The organism is Microbacterium sp. AISO3 (assembly GCF_002204305.1).
Classification (GTDB): domain Bacteria; phylum Actinomycetota; class Actinomycetes; order Actinomycetales; family Microbacteriaceae; genus Microbacterium; species Microbacterium arborescens.
Map to the genome: position 1 here is coordinate 218,705 of NZ_NHRF01000004.1, position 22,764 is coordinate 241,468.

Genomic DNA, 22,764 nt, shown 5'->3' on the forward strand with positions numbered 1-22,764 from the left:
GTCAGCCCGCCTTGCGCGCCGCCGGGGCCCCCAGGATCTCGGCGAGGAACTGGCCGGTGTGACTCTCGGCAACACCCGCGACCTGCTCGGGCGTGCCGGTCGCCACGATCGTGCCGCCGCCGGCTCCACCTTCGGGACCGAGGTCGATGATCCAGTCGGACGCCTTGATCACGTCGAGGTTGTGCTCGATCGTGATGACGGTGTTGCCCTTGTCGACGAGGCCGTTGAGGACCTCGAGGAGCTTGCGGACGTCTTCGAAATGCAGACCGGTCGTGGGCTCGTCGAGCACGTAGATGCTTCGGCCGTTCGAGCGGCGCTGGAGCTCCGTCGCGAGCTTGACACGCTGCGCCTCCCCGCCCGACAGCGTCGTGGCCGACTGACCGAGCCGGACGTAACCGAGCCCGACGTCGACGAGAGTCTTCAGGTAGCGGTGGATCGCCTGGATCGGCTCGAAGAACTCTGCCGCCTCCGAGATGGGCATCTCGAGGACCTCGGCGATGTTCTTGCCCTTGTAATGCACGGCCAGGGTGTCGCGGTTGTAGCGCTTGCCGTGGCACACCTCGCAGTCGACGTAGACGTCGGGCAGGAAGTTCATCTCGATCTTCAGCGTGCCGTCGCCCGAGCACGCCTCGCAGCGGCCCCCCTTGACGTTGAACGAGAAACGGCCGGGCAGGTACCCGCGCACCTTCGCCTCGGGCGTCTCGCTGAACAGGGTGCGGATGCGGTCGAAGACGCCCGTATAGGTGGCCGGGTTCGAGCGCGGTGTCCGGCCGATCGGCGCCTGGTCGACGTGGACGACCTTGTCGAGGTTGTCGAGTCCGGTGACACGCGTGTGTTTGCCCGCGACGCGGCGCGCGCCGTTCAGACGGGTCGCGAGCACTTCGTAGAGGATGCCGTTGACCAGCGTGGACTTGCCCGAGCCGCTCACACCCGTGACGGAGGTCAGCACGCCGAGCGGGAACTCGGCCGTGACGTTCTTCAGGTTGTTGGCACGAGCGCCGACGACGGTCAGCATCCGCTTCTTGTCGATCTTGCGACGCTTGGTCGGCGTCTCGAGCGAGCGCCGCCCCGACAGGTAGTCGCCGGTCATCGAGTTCTCGTCGGCGAGCAGAGCATCATAGGGGCCGGAGTGCACGACGTTGCCGCCCTCGACACCGGCGCGCGGGCCGATGTCGACCACCCAGTCGGCTGCGGCGATCGTCTCTTCGTCGTGCTCGACGACGATGAGCGTATTGCCGAGGTTCTTGAGCTTGACGAGGGTGTCGATCAATCGCCGGTTGTCGCGCTGGTGGAGTCCGATCGACGGCTCATCGAGGACGTAGAGCACCCCGGTGAGGCCCGAGCCGATCTGCGTCGCGAGTCGGATGCGCTGCGCCTCGCCGCCCGAGAGCGACCCGGCTGCGCGGCCCAGGCTCAGGTAGTTCAGCCCGACCTCGATGAGGAAGTCGAGGCGAGCGCGGATCTCACGCAGCACCGCTGCGGCGATCTTGGCCTCGCGCTCCGTGAGCTCGAGCTGGTTGAAGTACGTCTGCGCCTCGGCGAGGCTCAGCCGAGCGACGTCGGCGATGGAGCGCTCGTGGACGAGGACGGCGAGTACCTCCGGCTTGAGCCGGTCGCCGTCGCATGCGGGGCACGGGACCTCGCGCAGGTACTCGGCCCAGCGCTGACGCTGCGTGTCGGTCTCGGCCTGAAGATACTGACGCTCGATGTACGGGATGACGCCCTCGAACCCGGAGGCGTAACGCATCTCGCGCCCGTAGCGGTTCTTCCACTTGACGGTGACCTTGTAGTTCTCTCCGCGGAGCACCGCATCCTGCACGTCGCCGGGGAGGTCGCGCCACGGAGTCTTGAGCGAGAACTTCAGGTCGGATGCGAGCCCCTCGAGGAGGCGCTCGTAGTACTGGAAGAGCCCCTTGCCCTGCGTCGTCCACGGCAGCAGGACGCCCTCGGCGATGGAGAGCTCCTCGTCGCCCAGCATGAGCTCCGGGTCGACCGACATCCGGGTGCCGAGACCGGAGCACGTGGGGCACGCACCGAAGGGTGCGTTGAACGAGAACGTGCGCGGCTCGATCTCGGTGAGCTGCAGGGCGTGCCCGTTGGGGCAGGCGAGCTTCTCACTGAAGCTCTGCCACGCAGCGTCGCCCTCTTCGTCGACGAAGTTGATCTTGATGACGCCGCCGGCCAACGCGAGCGCGGTCTCGACGGAGTCGGTGACGCGTCCGAGCAGGTCGGGGCCGGCCACGAGCCGGTCGACCACCACCGCGATGTCGTGCTTGTAGCTCTTCTTCAGCGTCGGCGGCTCGGCGAGCGAGACGACGTCGCCGTCGACGACGGCGCGGGCGTAGCCCTTCGCGCTCAGCTCCTTGAAGAGGTCGACGAACTCGCCCTTCTTCTGCGTCACCACGGGCGCCACGACCTGGTAACGGGTGCGCTCGGGGAGCTCCATCAGCTGGTCGGCGATCTGCTGGACCGTCTGACGCTGGATCCGCTCACCGCACTCGGGGCAGTGCGGAACGCCGATGCGAGCCCAGAGCAGGCGCATGTAGTCGTGGATCTCGGTGATCGTGCCGACGGTCGACCGGGGGTTGCGGTTCGTCGACTTCTGATCGATCGAGACCGCCGGGCTGAGGCCCTCGATGAAGTCGACGTCGGGACGGTCGACCTGACCGAGGAACTGGCGCGCGTAGGCGCTCAGCGACTCGACGTAGCGGCGCTGACCCTCGGCGAAGATCGTGTCGAAGGCGAGGCTCGACTTTCCCGAGCCGGAGAGGCCGGTGAAGACGACGAGACTGTCGCGCGGAATGTCGAGATCGACGTCCTTGAGGTTGTGGACGCGGGCTCCGCGGACGCTGAGTTTCGATGAGGAAGCGACGGGGACGATGGGCACCGCACAAGTCTAGGTGGGGCCTCCGACACTGGCTCCGAGGTTCGCCCTGGGCTCACTCGCGACGGAGAGAAGCGGGCTCTCGAGGGACCCGCCGCCCCGCGAAGGGCCGGAGACCGTCTCGCAGAGCGGTCACGTCGTCGACGGTCATCCCGACCGCCGCCATGACCTGTTCGGGTACGCGCACGGCATCCGCCCGCAGCGCGCGGCCGTCGGCGGTGAGACCGATCTCGAGCACACGCTCGTCGCCTCTGCGTCGCTCACGCGTGACGAGCCCCTGGGCTTCGAGGCGTTTGACGAGCGGGGACAGCGTCGCCGGCTCCATCGCGAGGTCGGCCGCGAGCTCACCCAACGCCTGCGGAGACGCCTCCCAGAGGGCGAGCATGACGAGGTACTGCGGATGGGTCAGACCGAGGGGCTCGAGGATCGGGCGATAGATGGCCACGACGTTGCGGGCGGCGGTGACCAGCGCGAAGCAGAGCTGGTTGTCGAGCTTCAACATGTCGTCGGCGGAGTCCACGCTCGCATCCTATACGTCCTAATCGTTAGTACACTGATGATCATGACCGACCACGACCACCGCCCTCCCCTCCGCACCCGCGTCCGCGAGGCGGGCGGCTGGTACGCCTACGTCAACTCGCGCCTCATCCGCGCGGCCGGCCCCGCGTCGGTCGGCCCCTACGACACCGAACCCGAACCGGAGCGCACCGGACGCGCGTGCCCGCTGTGCGGCCACCCCATGACCGAGCACGATGTCGACCGGACCGGCCCGAAGCCGCTTCTGCACTGCCCCCGCTGAGACCCAGACACGGCCGAGGCGTCAGGCGTGCCCGGCGCGCTCCATCGCGCGCAGTTCTTTCTTCAGATCCTGAACCTCGTCGCGGAGGCGCCCGGCCAGCTCGAACTTGAGTTCCGCTGCGGCGGCGAGCATCTGCTGCGACAGGTCTTCGATCGTCGCCTCGAGCTGCTGAGCCCCTTCCGCGGCGATTCCCTCACGTCGCAGCTGCGGTGTCGGGCTCTTGCCCTTGCCCGACTTGTTGCGAGCAGTCGCCTTGCCGTTCAGCAGATCGCGGGTATCGGACGCCTCGCGCGCGAGCGCATCGGTGATGTCGGCGATCTTCTTGCGCAGCGGCTGCGGATCGATGCCGTTCTCGAGGTTGTAGGCGATCTGCTTCTCACGTCGACGCTCGGTCTCCTCGATGGCCGCGGCCATCGAGTCGGTGATCTTGTCGGCGTACATGTGCACCTGACCCGAGACGTTTCGTGCCGCACGTCCGATGGTCTGGATCAGCGAGGTTCCCGAGCGCAGGAATCCCTCCTTGTCGGCGTCGAGGATCGCGACGAGGGACACCTCCGGCAGGTCGAGTCCCTCGCGCAGCAGGTTGATGCCGACGAGGACGTCGTAGGCGCCCTGGCGCAGCTCGGTCAGGAGCTCGACGCGCCGCAGCGTGTCGACGTCGGAGTGCAGGTAACGCACGCGCACGCCGTGCTCGCCGAGGAAGTCGGTCAGCTCCTCGGCCATCTTCTTCGTGAGCGTCGTGACGAGCACCCGCTCGTCGCGCTCCACCCGGAGTCGGATCTCCTCGAGCAGATCGTCGATCTGACCCTTCGACGGCTTGATGATGATCTCGGGGTCGACGAGGCCCGTCGGACGGATGATCTGCTCGACGACGCCGTCGGCGATGCCCATCTCGTAGCGCCCCGGCGTCGCGGAGAGGTAGACGGTCTGCCCGACGCGCTCCTTGAACTCGTCGAAGCGGAGCGGGCGGTTGTCCATCGCACTCGGCAGACGAAAACCGTGGTCGACGAGGGTGCGCTTACGGGAGGCATCCCCCTCGTACATCGCTCCGATCTGGGGAACGGTCACGTGCGACTCGTCGATCACGAGAAGGAAGTCGTCGGGGAAGAAGTCGAGCAGCGTGTGCGGTGGCTCTCCGGGGGAACGACCGTCGAGATGCCGCGAGTAGTTCTCGATGCCCGAGCAGAACCCGAGCTGCTGCAACATCTCGAGATCGAACGTCGTCCGCATCCGCAGTCGCTGCGCCTCGAGCAGCTTTCCCTGGCTCTCGAACTCCTTCAGGCGCTCGGCCAGCTCGTGCTCGATGGTGCCGATGGCGCGCTGCACCGTATCGGTGCCCGCGACGTAGTGGGAGGCCGGGAACACCGGAACGCTGTCCATCTTCTGCACGATGTCGCCCGTCAGAGGATGCAGCATGTAGAGCGCTTCGATCTCGTCGCCGAAGAGTTCGATGCGGATCGCGTATTCCTCGTACACGGGGATGATCTCGATGGTGTCGCCCCGCACCCGGAAGTTGCCGCGCGAGAAGTCCACGTCGTTGCGGTTGTACTGCATTGCGATGAACTTGCGGATCAGGGCGTCGCGGTCGTAACGCTCCCCCACCTGCAGCGCGACCATGGCGCGCAGGTACTCCTCCGGCGCGCCGAGGCCGTAGATGCACGAGACGGTGCTGACGACGACGACGTCGCGGCGGCTCAGCAGCGAGTTGGTGGTCGAGTGGCGCAACCGCTCGACTTCGGCGTTGATCGAGGAGTCCTTCTCGATGAAGGTGTCGGTCTGCGGAACGTAGGCCTCGGGCTGGTAGTAGTCGTAGTAGCTGACGAAGTACTCGACCGCGTTGTTCGGCATGAGATCGCGGAACTCGTTCGCCAGCTGCGCGGCGAGCGTCTTGTTGTGCGCCATGACGAGCGTCGGCCGTTGCACCTGCTCGATGAGCCACGCCGTCGTCGCGGACTTCCCCGTACCGGTGGCGCCCAGCAGCACGACGTCGGTCTCACCCGCGTTGATCCTGCCCGCGAGCTCGGCGATCGCCTGGGGCTGGTCACCGCTCGGGACGTATTCGCTGATGACCTCGAAGGGCCTCACTGAGCGCGTGGTCTGCATGATTCCAGCGTAGGCGGGGCCACCGACACCGGGCCCGGTCTTCGCTCAGAGCGTGCGCTCGTGCTAGCCGGTGGCCTCCGCCGTCAGCCGGTCCCACAGGGCGTCGACCTGCCGGAGCGTTTCGTCGAGGTCGCCCGCGGTGTCGATGACGACGTCCGCGATCGCGAGGCGCTCGTCATCCGGAACCTGAGCCGCGATCCTGCGGTCGGCCTCCTCGGCCGTCATCCCCCGCAGGTGCTGCAGCCGCTCGCGGCGCACGGGGGCGGGCGCGTGCGCGACGACTATCGCGTCCCACGGGTCGTCGACGCGGGCCTCGACGAGCAGCGGCACGTCGTACACGACGACTCTCCTGCGCTCCTGCCCGAGCGCCTCGTCGAAGCGACGCTGCGATTCCGCGCGCACCGCCGGGTGCACGATCTCGTTCAGCGTCGTCCGCGCCTCCGAGTCGGCGAAGACGATGGACGCCAGCGCGGCGCGGTCGAGCTCGCCATCCGCCGTGATCACTGCCGGCCCGAACGCCGCGCGAATGGCCTCCAGGACGGGCGAACCCGCTCGCTGTACGTCTCGGACGATCGCATCGGCATCGACGACGACGGCACCGTGCTCCGTCAGTCGCCGTGCGATCGTGCTCTTGCCGGATGCGATCCCGCCGGTCAATGCGATCAGAGGCATACACCCGAGGATGCCATGGGCGCTAGACCCGGCGCGAGGTCGCGCGATCGATACGATGGAACCCTGACAACCCGCAGAAGGTGGGATCACCGTGGAACGTACCGCCGTCATCGTCGAAGACCAGGCCGACATCCGCAGCCTGCTTTCGGCGATCCTCGAGTCGAGCGGGTTCACCGTGCACGCCACCGAGAACGGGCTCGACGCGGTCGAGCTGATCCGAACCGTCGCCCCCGACGTCACGACGCTCGACGTCAACATCCCGGGGATCGACGGGTTCGAGGTCGCGCGCCGCGTCCGCGCGTTCAGCGACACCTACATCATCTTCATCTCGGCGTTCGTCGAGCCTGGCGATGCGGAACGAGGGCGAGCAGCCGGTGGCGACGAGTACCTCGGCAAGCCCTTCCGCCCGCGAGACCTCAAGGCACGCCTCGCCGCGATTCCCTCTCGACGGCGCCGCGACGAGGCGCCCGTCGACGACATCGTCCCTGCCGGGCTGGCGACGTCCGCGCCGGCCGGGTCCGCTTACGGTGACCTCTCCGTCGACGAAGGCGGATTCCGCGTCGCCGGCGCACCCGTCGACCTCGCGCCCACCGAATCGGCGGTGCTGCGCGACCTGGTCGTCGCGCATGGGCGCACACGGACGAAGCACGAGCTCGCCCTCTCCCTGCGCTCCCGCTCGCGCGCCGATGCCCCCGATGCCGATGAGGTCCGGGCGGTAGAGCGCAGCGTCGAGTCGCTGCGGCAGACGCTCGCCGCCGCGGCCGCCTCCACGCTGATCCTCTCGGACCAGGGCATCGGTTATCGCCTCGCGCCTTCCTGAGCCGACCCGTTCACGCGATCAGGAAGGCTCCGCGAGAAGCACGGCCGACGCCACCCCGGATGACGCGCGGGTCGCCGTCGTCGCGGCGACCTCGATGAGAGCGTCCCCGTCGTAGCCCACGACGTCGCTCAGGGCGACTCCGATCCCGATCGCGGGCAGCACTCCCCCCTCGACCGATGCGAGCGCCTCGAAAAGCGAGCGGTACAGCGCCATGGCCTGTCGCCGCGCGTCGGCCGCCGAGCTCACGACCGTGACGACGCCGATCCGCTCGGAGCCGACCTCGCCGACGACAGCGAGCGTCGGCGCGTTGGTCGTCATGGTGTCGCGCCACGTCTGCACGACCTCGTCGCCGACATCGAGGCCGAAAGCCGTCGCGATGTATTCGAGCCCGTCGAGCTCGATCACCCAGACCGCCATCAGCTCCCGCCGGGCTCGCGCGCGTTGGACGCTCACGGCGACAGCGCGGCGGAAGCCGGCGACCGAGACGATCTCGCCGGGGCCGGTATCCCGCCCCTCCGGCGAATCGGAGCCGCGGACACCGGCCCGGCCGGCACGCAGCACGGACGCACTCACGACTGCCGTGATGGAGAGGACGACGGTGAGGATGCTGGTCGGCACAGAGCCCACCCACAGCTGAAACGTCTCGCCGTAGCCGAACATCGACACGACGAGGATGCGCGCGAGATAGAACGCGGCCTGCACACCGAACACGAGACCCAGCGGGAGCGCCGTGCGGGATGCCCCGAGCGCGCCGCGGAAGCACTCCACCGAGGCAGCGGCCGCGGCGGCGCTCAGGGCGGCGAACATCACGAGGGAGCCGGACCAGTCGTCGCCGCCCAGTGCGAACTCGACGGACGCGGCGATCGCGGCGACGATGCCGGCGACCGCCACCAGCACGCCGGCCCCGCGTACCGTCCGCCGATTGTAGGCACGGCATCCGAGCCACATGAGCCCCGTGCCCACCACCGAAGCCGTGTTGCCGCACACGACGGCCCACGCGGTCTCAGGAGCGCTGGCCCACACGACATAGAACATCGTCGTCAGCACGGCGCAGAGGAACCCGACCGCCCAGAAGCGGCCGCTCTGCTCGGGACGCCGCACCAGCGTGTCGAAGACGAAGAGCACCGCGCACGCCAAGACCACGATCGCGGTGATCACGGATACGGAGAACTGGTCGATCATGACGGCGCCGCCCCCGGTCGACGGGCCGGAAGCGTCACCGAGAACGTCGACCCCACCCCCAGGACGCTGCTCACCGTGATGTCGCCGCCGTGCCTGCGGACGATGTCGCGGCTGATGGCGAGCCCGAGTCCGTTTCCGGTGACGGTGGAGTCTCGCACAGCGGCTCCACGGTAGTAGCGCTGGAACACCGAACCGAGGTCCTCCTCGTTGAGGCCCACACCCGAGTCCTGGACTGCGATGAGCGCCCACTGATCGCCCACCGAGGTCGCCACTGACACGCGTCCGCGTGGGCGGTTGTACTTCACAGCGTTGGAGAGCAGGTTGTCGAGCACCTGACGGATGCGGACCGGGTCGGCGTACGCGCGGGCGGGTTCGACGCGGGACACATCGATCGTGATCCCGCGCTCGCCCGCGCTGACGAGGATGGACTCCACCGCGGCGTTGACGATCTCGACGAGATCGATGTCGGCCGGAGACACCGTCAGCTGGGCAGCGGACTTGTGCTGGCTCGACGCAGCGAGCACGTCGCCGACGAGACGCAGCAGCTGATCCGCATTCCGGTCGGCTACGCGCAGGTTCTCGAGCGCCGCCTCGGGCACCCCGGGAGTGTCGATCGCGAGTTCGAGGTACCCGAGGATCGAGGTGAGGGGCGTGCGCAGCTCGTGCGACACCGACGAGACCAATGCGTCCCGTTCTCGCAGCGCGTCGGTCTCGGCGGTGACGTCACGCGTGACGACGACGGCTCCGGAGTCGCGTCCGTCCGGCTCGATGATGCGCCGTGCCGACACGCTCAGGACGCGGCGGTCATCGTCGCGTCCGACCTGGATGCGCGCGTCGGTGAACGCCTCGCCGCGCCGCACTCGGGCGAGCGGATGATCCTGCGGGTCGAGGGGCGTCGAGCCGTCCGCCGCATACACGTCGGGCTGTCCGCTCGTGCGGGATCCCCGTTGCAGCCGGGCGTGCGCATCGTTGATGATCGAGGCCGAGCCGTCCGTTTCGATGCGAGCAACGCCGAAGTCCACGCGGTCGAGAGCCTCCGTGAGCACCTGCTCGTGCCGGCGAGCTCGCTCGAGGGATTGCGTCAGCACCGTCGCCTGACGGTCGAGGAGGAGACGCTGAGCAGCGGCCCGCCTGCTGCTGAGATACGTGGAGGTGCTCACCGCGATCAGCAGCAGCGGCAGCAGAAGAAACCCGAACGAGGACGGCGACGCATGGATGACGGCCTCCGTCACTCCGTACGCGGTCAGAGCGAGGACGATGCCCCCGATCCAGCCGACGGTGCCGAACCCGGCGGCGAGCCAGATCACGGGGAACACCCACAGCAGCCCGAATCCCCCGGTCGGTTCGGCGACCCGCATGACCCCGATCGCCGCGACGTCGCCGAGTGGGATCATCGCGAGCCACAGCGGACGGAGGTGACCCCAGGGGACGATGATCGCGGCGCCGGTGAGCATGAACACGGCGGTGACCGCGAGGAAGAAGAGAGCGGTGTCACCGCGGAATCCGATGACGAGACCGGCGATCGCGACGACGAGCACCACGGACGTGGTGACGATCTGATTGAGCATCGCCGATCGCGTGCGGTCGCCGTCGCCGAGGACGGCATCGACCCATCGCGGGGGCGCGGGGAGAACATATGTCGCCCGCGTGCGCTGCGGCGTGTCCGTCTCCATGATCTGAAACTATCGCGTCCCGGAGCAGCCCGGGCACGCGGCGGGCTGATGATCCCGACTGCGCATGAAACGGCGGAAGGGCCGGAGCACGAGGCTCCGACCCTTCCGTCGTGTCAGTGTGAACTCAGCGGCCCGACAGCTTCTCGCGCAGAGCGGCGAGAGCCTCGTCGTCGGCAAGGGTGCCACCGCCGGTGCTCGCGGACTGGACGTCCGACGAGAACGACGAGCCGTTGTCGGCGGGAGCCGCAGCCTCGGCCTCGAGAGCCTTGACGACGGCGGCCTTGTGAGCCTCCCAGCGACCCTGAGCTGCCGCGTACTCGGCCTCCCAGGCAAGACGCTGCTCGTCGAAGCCTTCCTTCCACTGGTTGGTCTCCGGGTCGAAGCCCTCGGGGTACTTGTACTCCCCGTTCTCGTCGTACTCGGTGACCATGCCGTAGAGGGCCGGGTCGAACTCGGTGCCGTAGGGGTCGACCGACTCGTTCGCCTGCTTGAGCGACAGCGAGATGCGGCGACGCTCGAGGTCGATGTCGATGATCTTGACGAAGACCTCTTCGCCGACCGACACGACCTGCTCGGCGAGCTCGACGTGCTTGCCCGACAGCTCGGAGATGTGCACGAGGCCCTCGATGCCGTCTGCGACGCGCACGAACGCACCGAACGGAACGAGCTTGGTGACCTTGCCCGGAGCGACCTGGCCGATCGCGTGGGTGCGGGCGAAGACCTGCCACGGGTCCTCCTGCGTCGCCTTCAGCGACAGCGAGACGCGCTCGCGGTCGAGGTCGACCTCGAGGATCTCGACGGTGACCTCCTGGCCCACCTCGACAACCTCGGAGGCGTGCTCGATGTGCTTCCACGAGAGCTCGGAGACGTGCACGAGGCCGTCCACGCCGCCGAGGTCGACGAACGCACCGAAGTTGACGATCGACGAGACGACGCCCTTGCGGACCTGGCCCTTGTGCAGGTTGTTGAGGAACGTGGTGCGCGACTCGGACTGCGTCTGCTCGAGCAGGGCGCGGCGCGAGAGCACGACGTTGTTGCGGTTCTTGTCGAGCTCGAGGATCTTGGCCTCGATCTCCTGGCCGAGGTACGGCGTGAGGTCGCGGACGCGACGCAGCTCGATGAGCGATGCCGGCAGGAAGCCGCGCAGGCCGATGTCGACGATCAGACCGCCCTTGACGACCTCGATCACGGAGCCGGTGACGACACCGTCGTTCTCCTTGATCTTCTCGACGTCGCCCCAAGCGCGCTCGTACTGCGCACGCTTCTTGGAGAGGATGAGGCGGCCTTCCTTGTCCTCCTTCTGGAGAACGAGGGCTTCGACCTCGTCGCCGACCTTGACGACCTCGTTGGGGTCGACGTCGTGCTTGATGGAAAGCTCACGCGAGGGGATGACGCCCTCGGTCTTGTAGCCGACGTCGAGGAGGACCTCGTCGCGGTCGATCTTCACCACGGTGCCTTCGATGAGGTCACCGTCGTTGAAGAACTTCAGAGTCTTCTCGACCGCGGCCAGGAAGTCCTCAGCAGATCCGATGTCGTTGATAGCGACCTGCTTGGTGGCCGGGGCGGTCGTTGCGTTAGTCATGTAGTGGGTTGTCCTTGTTGGGTCAGGGTGTCGGGCCGCGGATCCGGGCGTCATCTCGACGATGACGGGCTCGACCGCGGCGGATGGTTGTGGATGATGCGTCGTGAACGCATGGCGACAAGGCCACACGAGTGACGATCCAGAGTATCAGAGCGCGCCCGCGCGATTCCAGTCCCCCAGCGCATCCCCGGCTCCCGGCGACATCCGGCCCGAGGCTCTGGTCGACGGTCAGCGCGAGGGATCGACGACGCCGCCGACGTAGAGCCACCGACCGCGTATCCGCGTGAACCGGCTGACCTCGTGGAGTTCTCCCGAGTCCGTGCCGGAGCGCCACCGCGCCGTGAACTCGACGGTGCCCTCGGTGTCGTCGGGGCCGCCGGCCGCGCGGACGACCGTGAGCCCGTTCCATTGCTCGGGCCCGTCCGACTCGATGTCGTCCGGGCGCGTCACGGGATGCCAGGTGCGCGCCAGGTGAGCGCCGTCGTGGACGGCGAACGCGGTGTAGCGCGAACGCATCAGCTGTTCCGCGGTCTGCGCCGCCCGACCGTCGAGAACGGGGCCGCAGCACGACCCGAACGACCCGCCGCCGCAAGGGCAGGGGTCTGTGGCAGCCGGCCGCCGTCTCAGCGCCGCTTCACCGAACGACATGTCCACCCCGGTTCCGCATGCCTCCAGGCTACGAGACCGCCCCTGTGGACAGTTCGCACGCCCGCCCGGCGGGCCTCGGTACGTTCGGGACATGTTCGTCCGACGCCGCCATGCTGTTGCCGCTCTCGTCGCCGCTCTCCTTCTGACGAGCGGATGCGGCTCCCCCGCGTCGCCGCCCGCCTCACCGATGACCACGACGACCGCCTCCCCCGCCGACAGCGACGCCGCCGCTTTCGCCGCCGCCGAGGAGACCTACCGCGCCTACGTCGAAGCCCTCAACGGTCGTCGATCAGACCCGTCTGCCTCGGCAGACCCCGTGCTGTTACTGGCGGACGAAGCGCGGCAGGCCGCCGAAGAAACTGCCGCAGAACTACAAAGCGCTGGGGTTGCAGTCGTCGGCCGAACAGACGTCCTATGGGTGCAACCCGTCTCGTTTGACGGAGTGTCCGCGGTACTTGCGACTTGTGTGGATTCGGGGGACGCGCGAGTGAAGGATTCCCAAGGGAACGACGTGACCCCGCTTGACCGGCCGGATCGTCAAAAGCTGTCCATCACAGTCGACGTGGAACGCGCCCTCATCACCAACTCCGTCGTGGAGGACTTGTCTTGCTGATGGAGGCGCTCGTCTTGTCCCTTACTCTCGGTGCGATGGCCCGGAGCGAAGCCTGCGACTTCGATCGGTTGGCTGCGGGGCTCTGTGCATCGATGAGCAGCAACGGACGGGAAGTCCTTGTGGGAGGTTGGTGGACGCAGGATGGCACGGCCGGCGATGGAACTAACCCACAGGAAAAAGCTGCGCCGGCCCCGCCGCGAGACTGCGGAGCACTCAACCGATGCGACGACTTCACGGTGTCGCTCCTGCCGCAGGCGACGATCGCCGACGTCGCATCCTTCGCTCCGCAACCCGCTGCGCTCAGCAGCCAGCCGGCCGGCTTCGCCGTTGCCGGCCTTCCCGTGGACTTCGAGATCGCGGCACCGCAGCACATCGCCGCCGGAACCCTCTTCGAGCTTCCGGTGACCGTTCGCTTCACGGCGGAAGACGTCGTCATCGCGCCCGGCGACGGATCGACTCTCAGCGTCGCGGGCAACGCTCGGACGCCTGCGAGCCACGTCTACCGCTCGCGCGGCAGATTCGTCGCGACCGCCACGGTGCGCTATCGAGCGGAGGTCGATCTCGGCCGCGGATGGCGACCGGTCGCGGGTCTCCTCGACATTCCGACCGCGGGGTATCCGATCGAGGTGCTGGAGGCTCGTGGGACGCTCGTCGACCGCGCCTGCAACGAGCCGCCGTCGGGCCCCGGGTGCTGAAGCGGCAGGATGCTGCGAGGCGGGCATCCCGTGCCAGGATGATGCGATGAGCGACCGCCTCATGCTGCTCGACAGCGCATCCCTCTACTTCCGCGCGTTCTACGGCGTGCCCGACACCGTGAAGGATTCCGAGGGCCGGCCCGTCAACGCGGCCCGCGGCTTCCTCGACATGATCGCGAAGCTCGTGGCGGCCTACGAGCCGACCCACCTGATCGCCTGCTGGGACGACGACTGGCGCCCGCAATGGCGGGTCGCCCTGATCCCGACCTACAAGACGCATCGCGTCGCGGAGGCGGTCGAGTCCGGCCCCGATGTCGAGGTCGTGCCCGACCCGCTCGAGGCGCAGATCCCCACGATCCGCGAGAGCCTCGGCGTGCTCGGCATCCCGGTCGTGGGCGCGCCTCACCACGAGGCCGACGATGTCATCGGCACCCTCGCCACGCGGGCGACCATGCCCGTCGACGTCGTCACCGGCGACCGCGACCTCATCCAGCTGGTCGACGACGACCAGGGCGTCCGGGTCGTCTACACCGGACGCGGGATGAGCAACCTCGACGTGCTGACCGGAGAGAGCGTGCTGGCGAAGTACGCCGTGCGCCCCGAACAGTACGCCGACTTCGCGACGATGCGCGGCGACGCCTCCGACGGGCTTCCCGGCGTCGCGGGGGTGGGCGAGAAGACCGCGGCGACCTTGCTGGCCGCTCACGGCGACCTCGCGGGCATCCTGGCAGCTGCCGGAAGGGGCGAGGGCATGACGGCCGGCGTGCGGGCGAAGCTGGCCGCGGCGGCCGACTATCTCGCGGTGGCGCCTCAGGTCGTCCGGGTCGTGCGCGACCTGGACCTCGGCGCTGTCGACGGCCGCATCCGTGCCGCCGATCCCGATGCCGTCGCAGAGGTCGCCGAGCGCCGCGGGCTGGGCGGCTCGCTCGCACGCGCGGCATCCGCGCTGCGCAGCCGCGCCTGACCCCTCCACGCCCTTTCAGGAGCGGGGACGACCGGCCCACTCCCACAGCCGTTCGAGCGACCAGGTCGTGACGATGCGGTCGGCGGGGACACCCAGCCGCTCCGCGCGCTCGGCCCCGTAGTCGATGAGCGACAGCTGCCCCGGCGCATGCGCATCCGAGTCGATCGAGAAGAGGCAGCCGGCGGCGATCGCCTGCTCGATGAGATCGTCGGGCGGATCCTGCCGCTCCGGCCGGGAGTTGATCTCGACGGCCACGCCATGCTCGGCGCACGCGTCGAAGACGGGTTCGGGATCGAACTCCGATTGCGGCCGCGTGCCGCGCTCCCCTTCGACGAGCCTGCCGGTCACATGACCGAGCACGTCGACGCGAGGATCGGATGCCGCCGCCACCAGCCGCCGGGTCATCGCGCCCCGGGCCATCCGCAGCTTCGAGTGCGCCGAGGCGACGACGATGTCGAGTCGCCTCAGCAGGGCGTCCTCCTGATCGAGGGAGCCGTCGTCGAGGATGTCGACTTCGATGCCGCTGAGCAGCGTGAACCCGTCGCCGCTCATCCCGGCGACGACGTCGAGCTGGTCGCGCAGGCGTTCCGGCGACAGGCCGCGGGCCACGCGCAGGCGAGGCGAGTGATCCGTCAGGGCGAGGTACTCGTGCCCGAGGGTGCGCGCCGCGGCCACCATCTCGGCGATCGGGGTGGAGCCATCGGACCAGTCCGAGTGGCAGTGCAGGTCGCCCCGCAGCCGGCGGCGCAGCTCGCCGGCGACGACGACACCCCGCCGTTCGCGCAGATCCGCGAGGTAGGCCGGCACGCCGCCTGCCCGCGCCTCGACGATGACCGCGAGGGTCCGTTCGCCGATGCCGGGGCGGCGGCGCAGCGCGGTGGTGTCGTCGAGCTGATCATCGGACAGGCTCCGGATCGCGTCGGCCGCAGCTCGGAACGCCTTGGATTTGTACTTCGACGAACGCTCGCGCTCGAGCAGCTCGGCGATCTCGGTCAAGGCGTCGATGGGATCCATGAGCATGTCTGGGGCCCGTGCCGGAGCACGGGCCCTTCGTCCTCCCCATTCAGCCGGAGGTGACCGCCGTACGGCGGACGACCACCGGGGCCGAGGCCAGGCGGTGTACCGCGAAGCCGAAGATGATCGACAGGATACCGACGCCCATCGCGAAGGCGGCGACGCCGAACGAGACCACGGAGGTGAACAGAGATGCGCGAAGGAACGAGGCGTTCATCATCGTCGCGCGGACGGGGTCGTCCTTATCCAACTCGGCGTAGGTCTTGCCGCCGGAGGCGTCGAGCGCGTGATGCTGGATGATGTCCGCCTGCACGTAGGCGGTGAACGGTCCGGCGACGGTCTGCCCCTGGAAAGCAGCGGCGTCGTCGGGGACGGTGATGTTCTCGGCGCGCAGCTGCCCCGACACGATCGACCAGACGACGATTCCGCCGATGATCAGGACGACTCCGCCGAGCATCCCCAGGATGCCTAGGAGCTTCACGAGACCGGTACGGCGGACGGGGGCCTCCACCGTATCGGCGGTGGGGGTGGTGTGGGACATCAGTTCCTCCTCGGGTGCGTTGCGCCTCACGCTATTCACCCGGCATCACGGCGCCGCCCACACGGTGCCGTGAATAAAGGATGTGGTCTGACCTCAGCTCGCGGAGGCCGCGATCCACCGCTCGAGGGTCTTCGACGCATCCCCCGAATCGATGGCCCGCACCGCGGCCTCGGAGGCCTCGGCCAGTCGCTCGAGAATCGGACGCTGCACCTGAGCGGCATCCCGCCACAGCCGGTAGGCCACGATTCCCGCCGCCGCGTTCAGAACGACGATGTCGCGCACCGGGCCACTCTCCCCGTCGAGCACGCGCCGGACGACCGCGGCGTTGTGCTGCGGCTCACCGCCGATCAGATCCTCGATGCGCGCGAGGGGCAGGCCGAGATCGCGCGGGTCCAGATCGTGCTCGTGGATATCGCCGAGACTGACCTCCCAGATCCGGCTGTGCCCCGTCGTGGTCAGCTCGTCGAGGCCGTCGTCGCCACGAAAGACCAGGGCAGTCGCACCGCGCGTTCGGAAGACGCCCGTGATGAGCGGCACCCGGTCGAGGTGCGCGACGCCCACGGCGTTCGCCTCAGCGCGAGCCGGGTTGCAGAGCGGCCCGAGGAAGTTGAAGACGGTGGGGATGCCGAGCTCCGCGCGCGCCGCCCCGGCGTGGCGGAAGCCGGGGTGAAAGGCCGACGCGAAGGCGAAGGTGATCCCCGCCTCCTCCAGCACGCGTGCGACATGGTCGGGGTCGAGCGACAGGTCGATGCCGAGCGCGCCGAGCACGTCCGACGAGCCGGACTTCGAGCTCGCGGCTTTGTTGCCATGCTTGACGACGGGCACGCCGGTGGCCGCCGCGACGATCGACGCCATCGTCGAGACGTTCACCGTGCCGAAGCGGTCGCCTCCGGTGCCGACGATGTCGAGCGCGTCGGTGGGGACCGCCAGCGGCAGGGCGGCCTCGAGGATCGCATCGCGGAACCCCACGATCTCGTCGACCGTCTCGCCCTTCGCGCGGAGCGCCACCAGGAAGCCTCCGAGCTGAGCGTCGGATGCCCGGCCGGCCATCACCTCGCGCATGGCCCACGTCGCCGCCGACACGCTGAGATCCCGCTTCTCGAGAAGATCGGTCAGGATGTCGCGCCACGCGTGCTGAGCCATGACACACGATCCTATCGGCCACTTGCCGGGCGACTTTGAGCTCGTTCTTAGGTACTCCTAACCGCGACGCGATCCGATCAGACCTTCAGCGATGCAGAAACCACCCTGCAGATCGGCCATAATGGATGCCGTGACGACCACTCCAGCGACGTATTCCCAGGCCCTGCGCTCGGTCAAGCGGCCGGACCCGGTCGCTGTGGGCACCATCGTGTGGCTCGGCAGCGAGGTGATGTTCTTCGCGGGCCTCTTCGCGATCTACTTCACTCTGCGCAACACCTCTCCCGAGCTGTGGGCCGACCGCACCGAACTGCTGAACATCCCGTTCGCCGCGGTCAACACCCTCATCCTCGTGTTGTCGTCGGTGACGGCGCAGATCGGTGTCCACAACGCCGAACACTTCCGCCCCTACCGCTCGGGCTCCATCTGGAACCTCCGCAAGTGGGGAATGGTGGAGTGGTTCTTCCTGACCTTCCTCATGGGCGCGATCTTCGTCTCCGGCCAGGTGTGGGAGTACGCCACCCTCGTCGCGGAGGGCATGCCCATCCAGGCCGACTCCTACGCGTCAGCCTTCTACATCACCACCGGCTTCCACGCCCTCCACGTCACCGGTGGTCTCGTGGCCTTCCTCCTCGTCATCGGGCGCGCCTTCGCCGTCAAGAACTTCGGCCGGAAAGAGATGACGTCCGCCATCGTCGTGTCGTACTACTGGCACTTCGTCGACGTGGTGTGGCTCGTCCTGTTCGCCGTCATCTACTTCCTGAAGTAACCCGGAGCTGATTCACCCATGGCATCCAAGAACCCGCGCCGCAACGGCGGACGTCGCAGCAAGTGGGCTGCCGCCGCACTGATCGGCATCGGACTGCTCGTCACCGGCGGAGGCTACGCCGGCGCCACCGCCGCGATGGCCGCGGGAGACACGACGCAGACGACATCCACGCTCACGGTCGAGGACGGCAAGAAGCTGTTCCAGGCCAACTGCGCCACCTGCCACGGCCTCGACCTGCAGGGCACGAACGACGGCCCCTCGCTCTACGGCGTGGGCGAGCTGTCGGTCGAGTTCCAGGTCGCCACCGGCCGCATGCCGCTTCAGATGCAGGGCCCCCAGGCTCCGCAGAAGCCCGTGCAGTTCACGCAGGAGCAGATCGAGGCGATGGCCGCCTGGGTGCAGTCCGAGGCCCCCGGCCCGACCTACCCCGAGTCCGAGGTGCTCGACGGCGAAGGCGACGTCTCGCACGGTGCCGAGCTCTTCCGCATCAACTGCGCGATGTGCCACAACGTCGCCGGCGCCGGCGGTGCGCTCACGGAGGGCAAGTACGCCCCGCCGCTGACGACCACCTTGCCGCTGCACATGTACGCCGCCATGGTCACGGGCCCGCAGAACATGCCCGTCTTCAACGACATGACCCTCACCACCGAGGAGAAGCGCGACATCATCAGCTACCTGATGATGCGCCCGACCGAGAACTCGCCCGGCGGATTCTCGCTCGGTTCGCTCGGCCCCGTCTCGGAGGGTCTGTTCATCTGGATCTTCGGCATCGGCTCGCTCGTCGCTATCTCGGTGTGGATCACCGCGAAGTCGAACTGAGAACCGTGACGATCGAAGCAACGCACAAGGAGCAAAATGGCTGACGAGAAGGCGCCCGAGCAGGTTCCTGCTTCCCCGGTGCCCTCATCGGGGCTCGCCGTAGCGGTGTCCGACCCGGTGCACAACCCCGGGCTCGCACCTCACCGCAAGCGCATGACCGACAAGGACCCCGCGGCCATGACGCGCGCGGTCCGCACCGTGTACACCCTCTTCTACCTGTCTGCCGCGGCGAGCATCTGGGCCATCGCGGCGTACCTGCTCTTCCCGATCGAGAGCGGGCTGATCAGCGACATCCGCCGGAACAACCTGTTCATCGGTCTCGGCATCGCCACGGCTCTCCTCGCCATCGGTATCGGCGCGATCCACTGGTCGAAGGCCGTGATGAACGACACCGAGTTCATCGAGGAGCGTCACTCGACGCGCGGCAGTGAGAAGACCCGTGCCGCAGCAGTGCAGGTGTTCGCCGACGCGAACAACGAGTCCGGCTTCGGCCGCCGCACGATGGTGCGCAACTCGCTCTTCGTCGCACTCGCGGCATCCGTCCTGCCCGGCATCACGCTGTTCCGCGGCCTCGCGCCGCACAGCTCGCCCGAGCACCCGCACGCGGGTGACCCGGTGCACCTGCTCAAGCACACGATGTGGGAAGAGGGCATGCGCCTGGCGCACGACCCGACCGGCAAGCCCATCCGCGCCGCCGACCTCACGCTCGGCTCCGCTGTGCACGTCATCCCCGAGTCCCTCGCGACGCTCGCGCACCACGACGGCTACCTCGAGGAGAAGGCCAAGGCCATCGTCCTCCTCATGCGTCTGCTCCCCGAGCAGCTGAACGAGGCGGATGACCGCAAGGACTGGTCGTACGACGGCATCGTCGCGTACTCCAAGGTGTGCACGCACGTCGGATGCCCCGTCGCCCTCTACGAGCAGCAGACCCACCACCTGCTGTGCCCGTGCCACCAGTCGCAGTTCGACGTCACCAACGCGGCCGCCGTCATCTTCGGCCCCGCAGCACGTCCGCTGCCCCAGCTCCCGATCACCGTCGACGACGAGGGCTACCTGATCGCACGCAGCGACTTCACCGAACCCGTCGGCCCGAGCTTCTGGGAGCGTCATTGAGCACCTCCACCCACCCCACGGAGAACGTCACGACCGCGCCCGCGGTTCACGCTGACGGCCCTGCGCGTCCCTCGGACAAGCCGCTCGGCGGCAAGTTCGTCGGCGGCGTCGCGAACTACCTCGACGAGCGCACGAGCATCTCGGGCCTCGTCAAGGAGCTGGGCCGGAAGATCTTCCCCGACCACTGGTCGTTCATGCTCGGCGAGATCGCGCTGTGGTCGTTCGTCGTCGTCCTGCTCTCGGGAACGTTCCTGACGTTCTTCTTCGAGGCGTCGATGGCTGAGACGCACTACTACGGCGCCTACGCGCCGATGCGCGGCCTCGAGATGTCGGCCGCCATGGCGTCGACCCTCGAGATCTCGTTCGACATCCGCGGCGGCCTGCTCGTGCGCCAGCTCCACCACTGGGCCGCGCTCGTGTTCGTCGCCGGAATCGGCGTGCACATGCTGCGCGTGTTCTTCACCGGCGCGTTCCGCAAGCCGCGCGAGCTCAACTGGGTGATCGGCTTCATCCTCTTCATCCTCGCGATGGCGGAGGGCTTCACCGGCTACTCGCTCCCCGACGACGTTCTGTCGGGCAACGGTCTGCGCATCATCGACGGCATGATCAAGGGCATCCCGCTGATCGGCACCTGGACGTCGTTCCTGCTGTTCGGCGGAGAGTTCCCGGGCACCGAGATCGTCGGGCGCCTGTACGCGCTGCACATCCTGCTGCTGCCGGCGATCCTGGTCGCGCTCCTCGCCCTGCACCTCATGCTCATGATCGTGAACAAGCACACGCAGTTCGCCGGGCCCGCCCGGACGAACAACAACGTCGTGGGCTACCCGATGATGCCGGTCTACATGTCGAAGATGGGTGGCTTCTTCTTCATCACCTTCGGCGTCCTCGTGCTCATCGCCGCGCTGTTCACGATCAACCCGATCTGGAACTACGGCCCGTACGACCCCTCCCCCGTGTCGGCTGGTACGCAGCCCGACTGGTACATCGGCTTCGCCGACGGCGCGCTGCGCCTCGTCCCGCCGCACTGGGAGTTCGTCCTGTTCGACCGCACCTGGTCGTTCAACATCCTGGTTCCGCTGGTCGGACTCGGTCTGTTCATCGTCATCGTCATGCTCTACCCCTTCATCGAGGCGTGGGTCACCGGCGACAAGCGTGAGCACCACATCGCGGAGCGTCCTCGCAACGCGGCCACGCGCACCGCGATCGGTGCCGCCGGTGTGACCTTCTACGCCGTGCTGTGGGCTGCTGCTTCGTCCGACATCATCGCGACCCACTTCCATCTGACGATGGAGGGCGTGATCCACACGCTGCAGGCGCTCCTGATCCTCGGGCCGGTCATCGCGTACTTCGTCACGAAGCGCATCTGCATCGCGCTCCAGAAGAAGGACCGCGAGATCGCGCTGCACGGTTACGAGTCGGGTCGCATCGTGCGCCTGCCCGGTGGCGAGTACATCGAGGTGCACCAGCCTGTCGACGAGTACGAGCTCGTCAAGCTGGTCGACTACACCACGAACGCTCCCCTGGTTGTGCGTCCGAACGACAAGGGCCAGATCCCGTGGCACGAGAACCTGCGTGCCGGGCTCTCGCGCTGGTTCTTCGAGGACCGCCTCGCACCGCTCACGCAGGCCGAGATCGAGGCTGCCCGGGCACACGCCCACCACGACCTCGAGCACATCGCTGAGGAAGAGGACGCCGAGATCCAGGGCGCCCACGAGCGTGCCGGCGTGCCGAACGCTCCGCACCAGCCGATCGACGAACGCAAGGGTGTAGAGACGGCCAACCGTCCCTCGAACATCATCGTCCCCGACGAGGATGCCGACGGCGGAGAGTCGCCCAAGAAGAGCTGACAACGCACATGTCCGAATTACGGCGGGGTGTGACCGATCGGTCGCACCCCGCCGTTGTTCTGTCTGCGTAGCGTGATCACCATGACAGACGCGCTCTCCTACTTCACCGCCAAACTCGAGCATGAGACGGATGCCTCCGACGTGTACGCAGCCCAGCGAGGGGGCGAGAGCTTCGTTCTCGTCGACGTCCGTAGCGATGAGGCGTGGGCTCAAGGCCACGCCGTCGGCGCCATACACCTCCCCCACCAGGAGATCACCGTGCGCGCGGCCGCCGAGCTCGATCGAGACGTCGACGTCGTCGTCTACTGCTGGAGTCCCGGATGCAACGGCGGAACCCGCGCCGCCATCGAGTTCGCCAAGCTCGGCTACCGCGTCCGGGAGATGATCGGCGGGTTCGAGTACTGGGCGCGCGAGGGCTATCCGGTGGAAAACGCTCACGGTCCCCTCACCCGCACCTACGACCCCCTGGTCGCCGTCGTACGCTCCTAGGCGTCCTTGCGGCACCTGCCGACCTCCGCGCCCGGGGCCTGCTGGTCTGCCGCCGCAGCTGCGTGTACCGCGATGCAATGGATCGGAACAGACACCCCGCTCTGACTGTGCCCGACGTGGGGTGTCTGTCGAATTCCATTGCATCCCGGCGCTCCGGCCCGCAGAACCTGCAGCGAGAGGTTCCTACCAGGCGCAGCCCGCCCGCTCGTGATGCGGGGGCCGCAATGCAAGAGATCAGCGCCCACGCGCCGAGCCCCGGAGCTCAGAGGCGGCGTGTTGCTGCAGAGACCTTGCATCCCGGCCCAATGATGAGCACGAGACGTCATCTGCACGGGTCGCCCGGACACGCGGCTCGACGGACCAGGCGCGCGGAACGCCTGCCTGGCGCGCCGGCAAT

The 22,764-nt window shown here is 68.1% G+C and carries 21 protein-coding genes; 10 read left to right on the top strand and 11 right to left on the bottom strand.

Going from position 1 to position 22,764, the window contains the following annotated elements; all coding sequences use genetic code 11:
• Position 1: 1 nt before the first annotated feature.
• The gene (gene uvrA, locus CBF90_RS08400) at positions 2-2,887 is read right to left on the bottom strand and encodes an excinuclease ABC subunit UvrA (protein WP_023951480.1); all 2,886 of its coding nucleotides are present in this window, start codon (positions 2,885-2,887) and stop codon (positions 2-4) included.
• Positions 2,888-2,939: 52 nt separating this feature from the next.
• A complete protein-coding gene (locus tag CBF90_RS08405) occupies positions 2,940-3,404 on the bottom strand; it encodes a MarR family winged helix-turn-helix transcriptional regulator (RefSeq protein WP_023951481.1) in 465 nt (154 codons plus the stop codon).
• Positions 3,405-3,440: 36 nt separating this feature from the next.
• On the opposite strand from CBF90_RS08405, the gene CBF90_RS08410 reads away from it, so the two are divergent.
• A complete protein-coding gene (locus tag CBF90_RS08410; RefSeq protein ID WP_036304611.1) occupies positions 3,441-3,683 on the top strand; it encodes a hypothetical protein in 243 nt (80 codons plus the stop codon).
• A gap of 21 nt (positions 3,684-3,704) precedes the next feature.
• Here CBF90_RS08410 and uvrB read toward each other — a convergent pair whose 3' ends face one another.
• Both uvrB and coaE read right to left on the bottom strand, forming a co-directional pair.
• Positions 3,705-5,786, bottom strand: a complete 2,082-nt coding sequence (gene uvrB / locus CBF90_RS08415) for an excinuclease ABC subunit UvrB (RefSeq protein WP_023951483.1) — start codon at positions 5,784-5,786, stop codon at positions 3,705-3,707.
• A gap of 63 nt (positions 5,787-5,849) precedes the next feature.
• Complete coding sequence (gene coaE / locus CBF90_RS08420; RefSeq protein WP_023951484.1) at positions 5,850-6,458, bottom strand: dephospho-CoA kinase; 609 nt, start codon at positions 6,456-6,458, stop codon at positions 5,850-5,852.
• A 91-nt stretch (positions 6,459-6,549) separates the two neighbouring features.
• On the opposite strand from coaE, the gene CBF90_RS08425 reads away from it, so the two are divergent.
• Positions 6,550-7,278, top strand: coding sequence for a response regulator transcription factor (locus tag CBF90_RS08425; protein ID WP_088380356.1), 729 nt, complete (start codon positions 6,550-6,552; stop codon positions 7,276-7,278).
• Between the two features lie 18 nt (positions 7,279-7,296).
• Here the strand turns inward: CBF90_RS08425 and CBF90_RS08430 are convergent, their stop codons facing one another.
• The 4 genes from CBF90_RS08430 to CBF90_RS08445 form a co-directional block, all read right to left on the bottom strand.
• Complete coding sequence (locus CBF90_RS08430) at positions 7,297-8,460, bottom strand: diguanylate cyclase (RefSeq protein WP_088380357.1); 1,164 nt, start codon at positions 8,458-8,460, stop codon at positions 7,297-7,299.
• Positions 8,457-10,133, bottom strand: coding sequence for a cell wall metabolism sensor histidine kinase WalK (locus CBF90_RS08435; RefSeq protein ID WP_083990694.1), 1,677 nt, complete (start codon positions 10,131-10,133; stop codon positions 8,457-8,459). Before CBF90_RS08435 ends, CBF90_RS08430 begins: the two co-directional genes overlap by 4 nt.
• Positions 10,134-10,257: 124 nt before the next feature.
• On the bottom strand, positions 10,258-11,715 hold the full coding sequence (gene rpsA / locus CBF90_RS08440; RefSeq protein ID WP_023951490.1) for a 30S ribosomal protein S1: 1,458 nt from the start codon (positions 11,713-11,715) through the stop codon (positions 10,258-10,260).
• Positions 11,716-11,943: 228 nt separating this feature from the next.
• A complete protein-coding gene (locus CBF90_RS08445) occupies positions 11,944-12,456 on the bottom strand; it encodes a YchJ family protein (protein ID WP_306460402.1) in 513 nt (170 codons plus the stop codon).
• Between the two features lie 94 nt (positions 12,457-12,550).
• Here CBF90_RS08445 and CBF90_RS08450 point away from each other — a divergent pair, with 94 nt between their 5' ends.
• From CBF90_RS08450 to CBF90_RS08460, 3 genes are all read left to right on the top strand, one after another.
• On the top strand, positions 12,551-12,976 hold the full coding sequence (locus CBF90_RS08450) for a hypothetical protein (RefSeq protein WP_088380358.1): 426 nt from the start codon (positions 12,551-12,553) through the stop codon (positions 12,974-12,976).
• A 236-nt stretch (positions 12,977-13,212) separates the two neighbouring features.
• Positions 13,213-13,671, top strand: a complete 459-nt coding sequence (locus tag CBF90_RS08455) for a hypothetical protein (RefSeq protein ID WP_088380359.1) — start codon at positions 13,213-13,215, stop codon at positions 13,669-13,671.
• A 46-nt stretch (positions 13,672-13,717) separates the two neighbouring features.
• Positions 13,718-14,635 (top strand): 5'-3' exonuclease, encoded by a 918-nt coding sequence (locus CBF90_RS08460; protein WP_071918288.1) that lies wholly within the window; start codon positions 13,718-13,720, stop codon positions 14,633-14,635.
• A gap of 15 nt (positions 14,636-14,650) precedes the next feature.
• Here CBF90_RS08460 and CBF90_RS08465 read toward each other — a convergent pair whose 3' ends face one another.
• The 3 genes from CBF90_RS08465 to trpD form a co-directional block, all read right to left on the bottom strand.
• A complete protein-coding gene (locus CBF90_RS08465) occupies positions 14,651-15,649 on the bottom strand; it encodes a PHP domain-containing protein (RefSeq protein ID WP_172407811.1) in 999 nt (332 codons plus the stop codon).
• A gap of 49 nt (positions 15,650-15,698) precedes the next feature.
• On the bottom strand, positions 15,699-16,190 hold the full coding sequence (locus CBF90_RS08470; protein ID WP_071919392.1) for an aromatic ring-opening dioxygenase LigA: 492 nt from the start codon (positions 16,188-16,190) through the stop codon (positions 15,699-15,701).
• A 93-nt stretch (positions 16,191-16,283) separates the two neighbouring features.
• The gene (trpD, locus tag CBF90_RS08475) at positions 16,284-17,333 is read right to left on the bottom strand and encodes an anthranilate phosphoribosyltransferase (RefSeq protein WP_023951503.1); all 1,050 of its coding nucleotides are present in this window, start codon (positions 17,331-17,333) and stop codon (positions 16,284-16,286) included.
• A 121-nt stretch (positions 17,334-17,454) separates the two neighbouring features.
• On the opposite strand from trpD, the gene CBF90_RS08480 reads away from it, so the two are divergent.
• The 5 genes from CBF90_RS08480 (at position 17,455) to CBF90_RS08500 (ending at position 22,367) form a co-directional block, all read left to right on the top strand.
• Complete coding sequence (locus CBF90_RS08480; RefSeq protein ID WP_023951505.1) at positions 17,455-18,099, top strand: heme-copper oxidase subunit III; 645 nt, start codon at positions 17,455-17,457, stop codon at positions 18,097-18,099.
• Between the two features lie 18 nt (positions 18,100-18,117).
• On the top strand, positions 18,118-18,918 hold the full coding sequence (locus CBF90_RS08485) for a c-type cytochrome (RefSeq protein WP_088380361.1): 801 nt from the start codon (positions 18,118-18,120) through the stop codon (positions 18,916-18,918).
• A 36-nt stretch (positions 18,919-18,954) separates the two neighbouring features.
• Positions 18,955-20,031, top strand: coding sequence for a ubiquinol-cytochrome c reductase iron-sulfur subunit (locus CBF90_RS08490; protein WP_023951508.1), 1,077 nt, complete (start codon positions 18,955-18,957; stop codon positions 20,029-20,031).
• Positions 20,028-21,878 carry a ubiquinol-cytochrome c reductase cytochrome b subunit gene (locus tag CBF90_RS08495; RefSeq protein ID WP_088380362.1) on the top strand — a complete coding sequence of 617 codons (1,851 nt, stop codon included), beginning with the start codon at positions 20,028-20,030 and terminating at the stop codon, positions 21,876-21,878. The genes CBF90_RS08490 and CBF90_RS08495 overlap by 4 nt, the downstream gene beginning before the upstream one ends.
• Before the next feature lie 81 nt (positions 21,879-21,959).
• Positions 21,960-22,367 (top strand): rhodanese-like domain-containing protein, encoded by a 408-nt coding sequence (locus tag CBF90_RS08500; protein WP_088380393.1) that lies wholly within the window; start codon positions 21,960-21,962, stop codon positions 22,365-22,367.
• The last annotated feature ends 397 nt before the right edge of the window (positions 22,368-22,764 follow it).

Excerpts from the sequence above, each read along its gene's own strand:
- CBF90_RS08410 (WP_036304611.1), top strand. The coding sequence starts at position 3,441 with ATGATCATGACCGACCACGACCACCGCCCTCCCCTCCGCACCCGCGTC.
- uvrB (WP_023951483.1), bottom strand. The coding sequence starts at position 5,786 with ATGCAGACCACGCGCTCAGTGAGGCCCTTCGAGGTCATCAGCGAATAC.
- coaE (WP_023951484.1), bottom strand. The coding sequence starts at position 6,458 with ATGCCTCTGATCGCATTGACCGGCGGGATCGCATCCGGCAAGAGCACG.
- CBF90_RS08430 (WP_088380357.1), bottom strand. The coding sequence starts at position 8,460 with ATGATCGACCAGTTCTCCGTATCCGTGATCACCGCGATCGTGGTCTTG.
- CBF90_RS08435 (WP_083990694.1), bottom strand. The coding sequence starts at position 10,133 with ATGGAGACGGACACGCCGCAGCGCACGCGGGCGACATATGTTCTCCCC.
- rpsA (WP_023951490.1), bottom strand. The coding sequence starts at position 11,715 with ATGACTAACGCAACGACCGCCCCGGCCACCAAGCAGGTCGCTATCAAC.
- CBF90_RS08445 (WP_306460402.1), bottom strand. The coding sequence starts at position 12,456 with ATGTCCCGAACGTACCGAGGCCCGCCGGGCGGGCGTGCGAACTGTCCA.
- CBF90_RS08450 (WP_088380358.1), top strand. The coding sequence starts at position 12,551 with ATGACCACGACGACCGCCTCCCCCGCCGACAGCGACGCCGCCGCTTTC.
- CBF90_RS08460 (WP_071918288.1), top strand. The coding sequence starts at position 13,718 with ATGAGCGACCGCCTCATGCTGCTCGACAGCGCATCCCTCTACTTCCGC.
- CBF90_RS08465 (WP_172407811.1), bottom strand. The coding sequence starts at position 15,649 with ATGGATCCCATCGACGCCTTGACCGAGATCGCCGAGCTGCTCGAGCGC.
- CBF90_RS08470 (WP_071919392.1), bottom strand. The coding sequence starts at position 16,190 with ATGTCCCACACCACCCCCACCGCCGATACGGTGGAGGCCCCCGTCCGC.
- trpD (WP_023951503.1), bottom strand. The coding sequence starts at position 17,333 with ATGGCTCAGCACGCGTGGCGCGACATCCTGACCGATCTTCTCGAGAAG.
- CBF90_RS08480 (WP_023951505.1), top strand. The coding sequence starts at position 17,455 with ATGGATGCCGTGACGACCACTCCAGCGACGTATTCCCAGGCCCTGCGC.
- CBF90_RS08485 (WP_088380361.1), top strand. The coding sequence starts at position 18,118 with ATGGCATCCAAGAACCCGCGCCGCAACGGCGGACGTCGCAGCAAGTGG.
- CBF90_RS08490 (WP_023951508.1), top strand. The coding sequence starts at position 18,955 with ATGGCTGACGAGAAGGCGCCCGAGCAGGTTCCTGCTTCCCCGGTGCCC.
- CBF90_RS08500 (WP_088380393.1), top strand. The coding sequence starts at position 21,960 with ATGACAGACGCGCTCTCCTACTTCACCGCCAAACTCGAGCATGAGACG.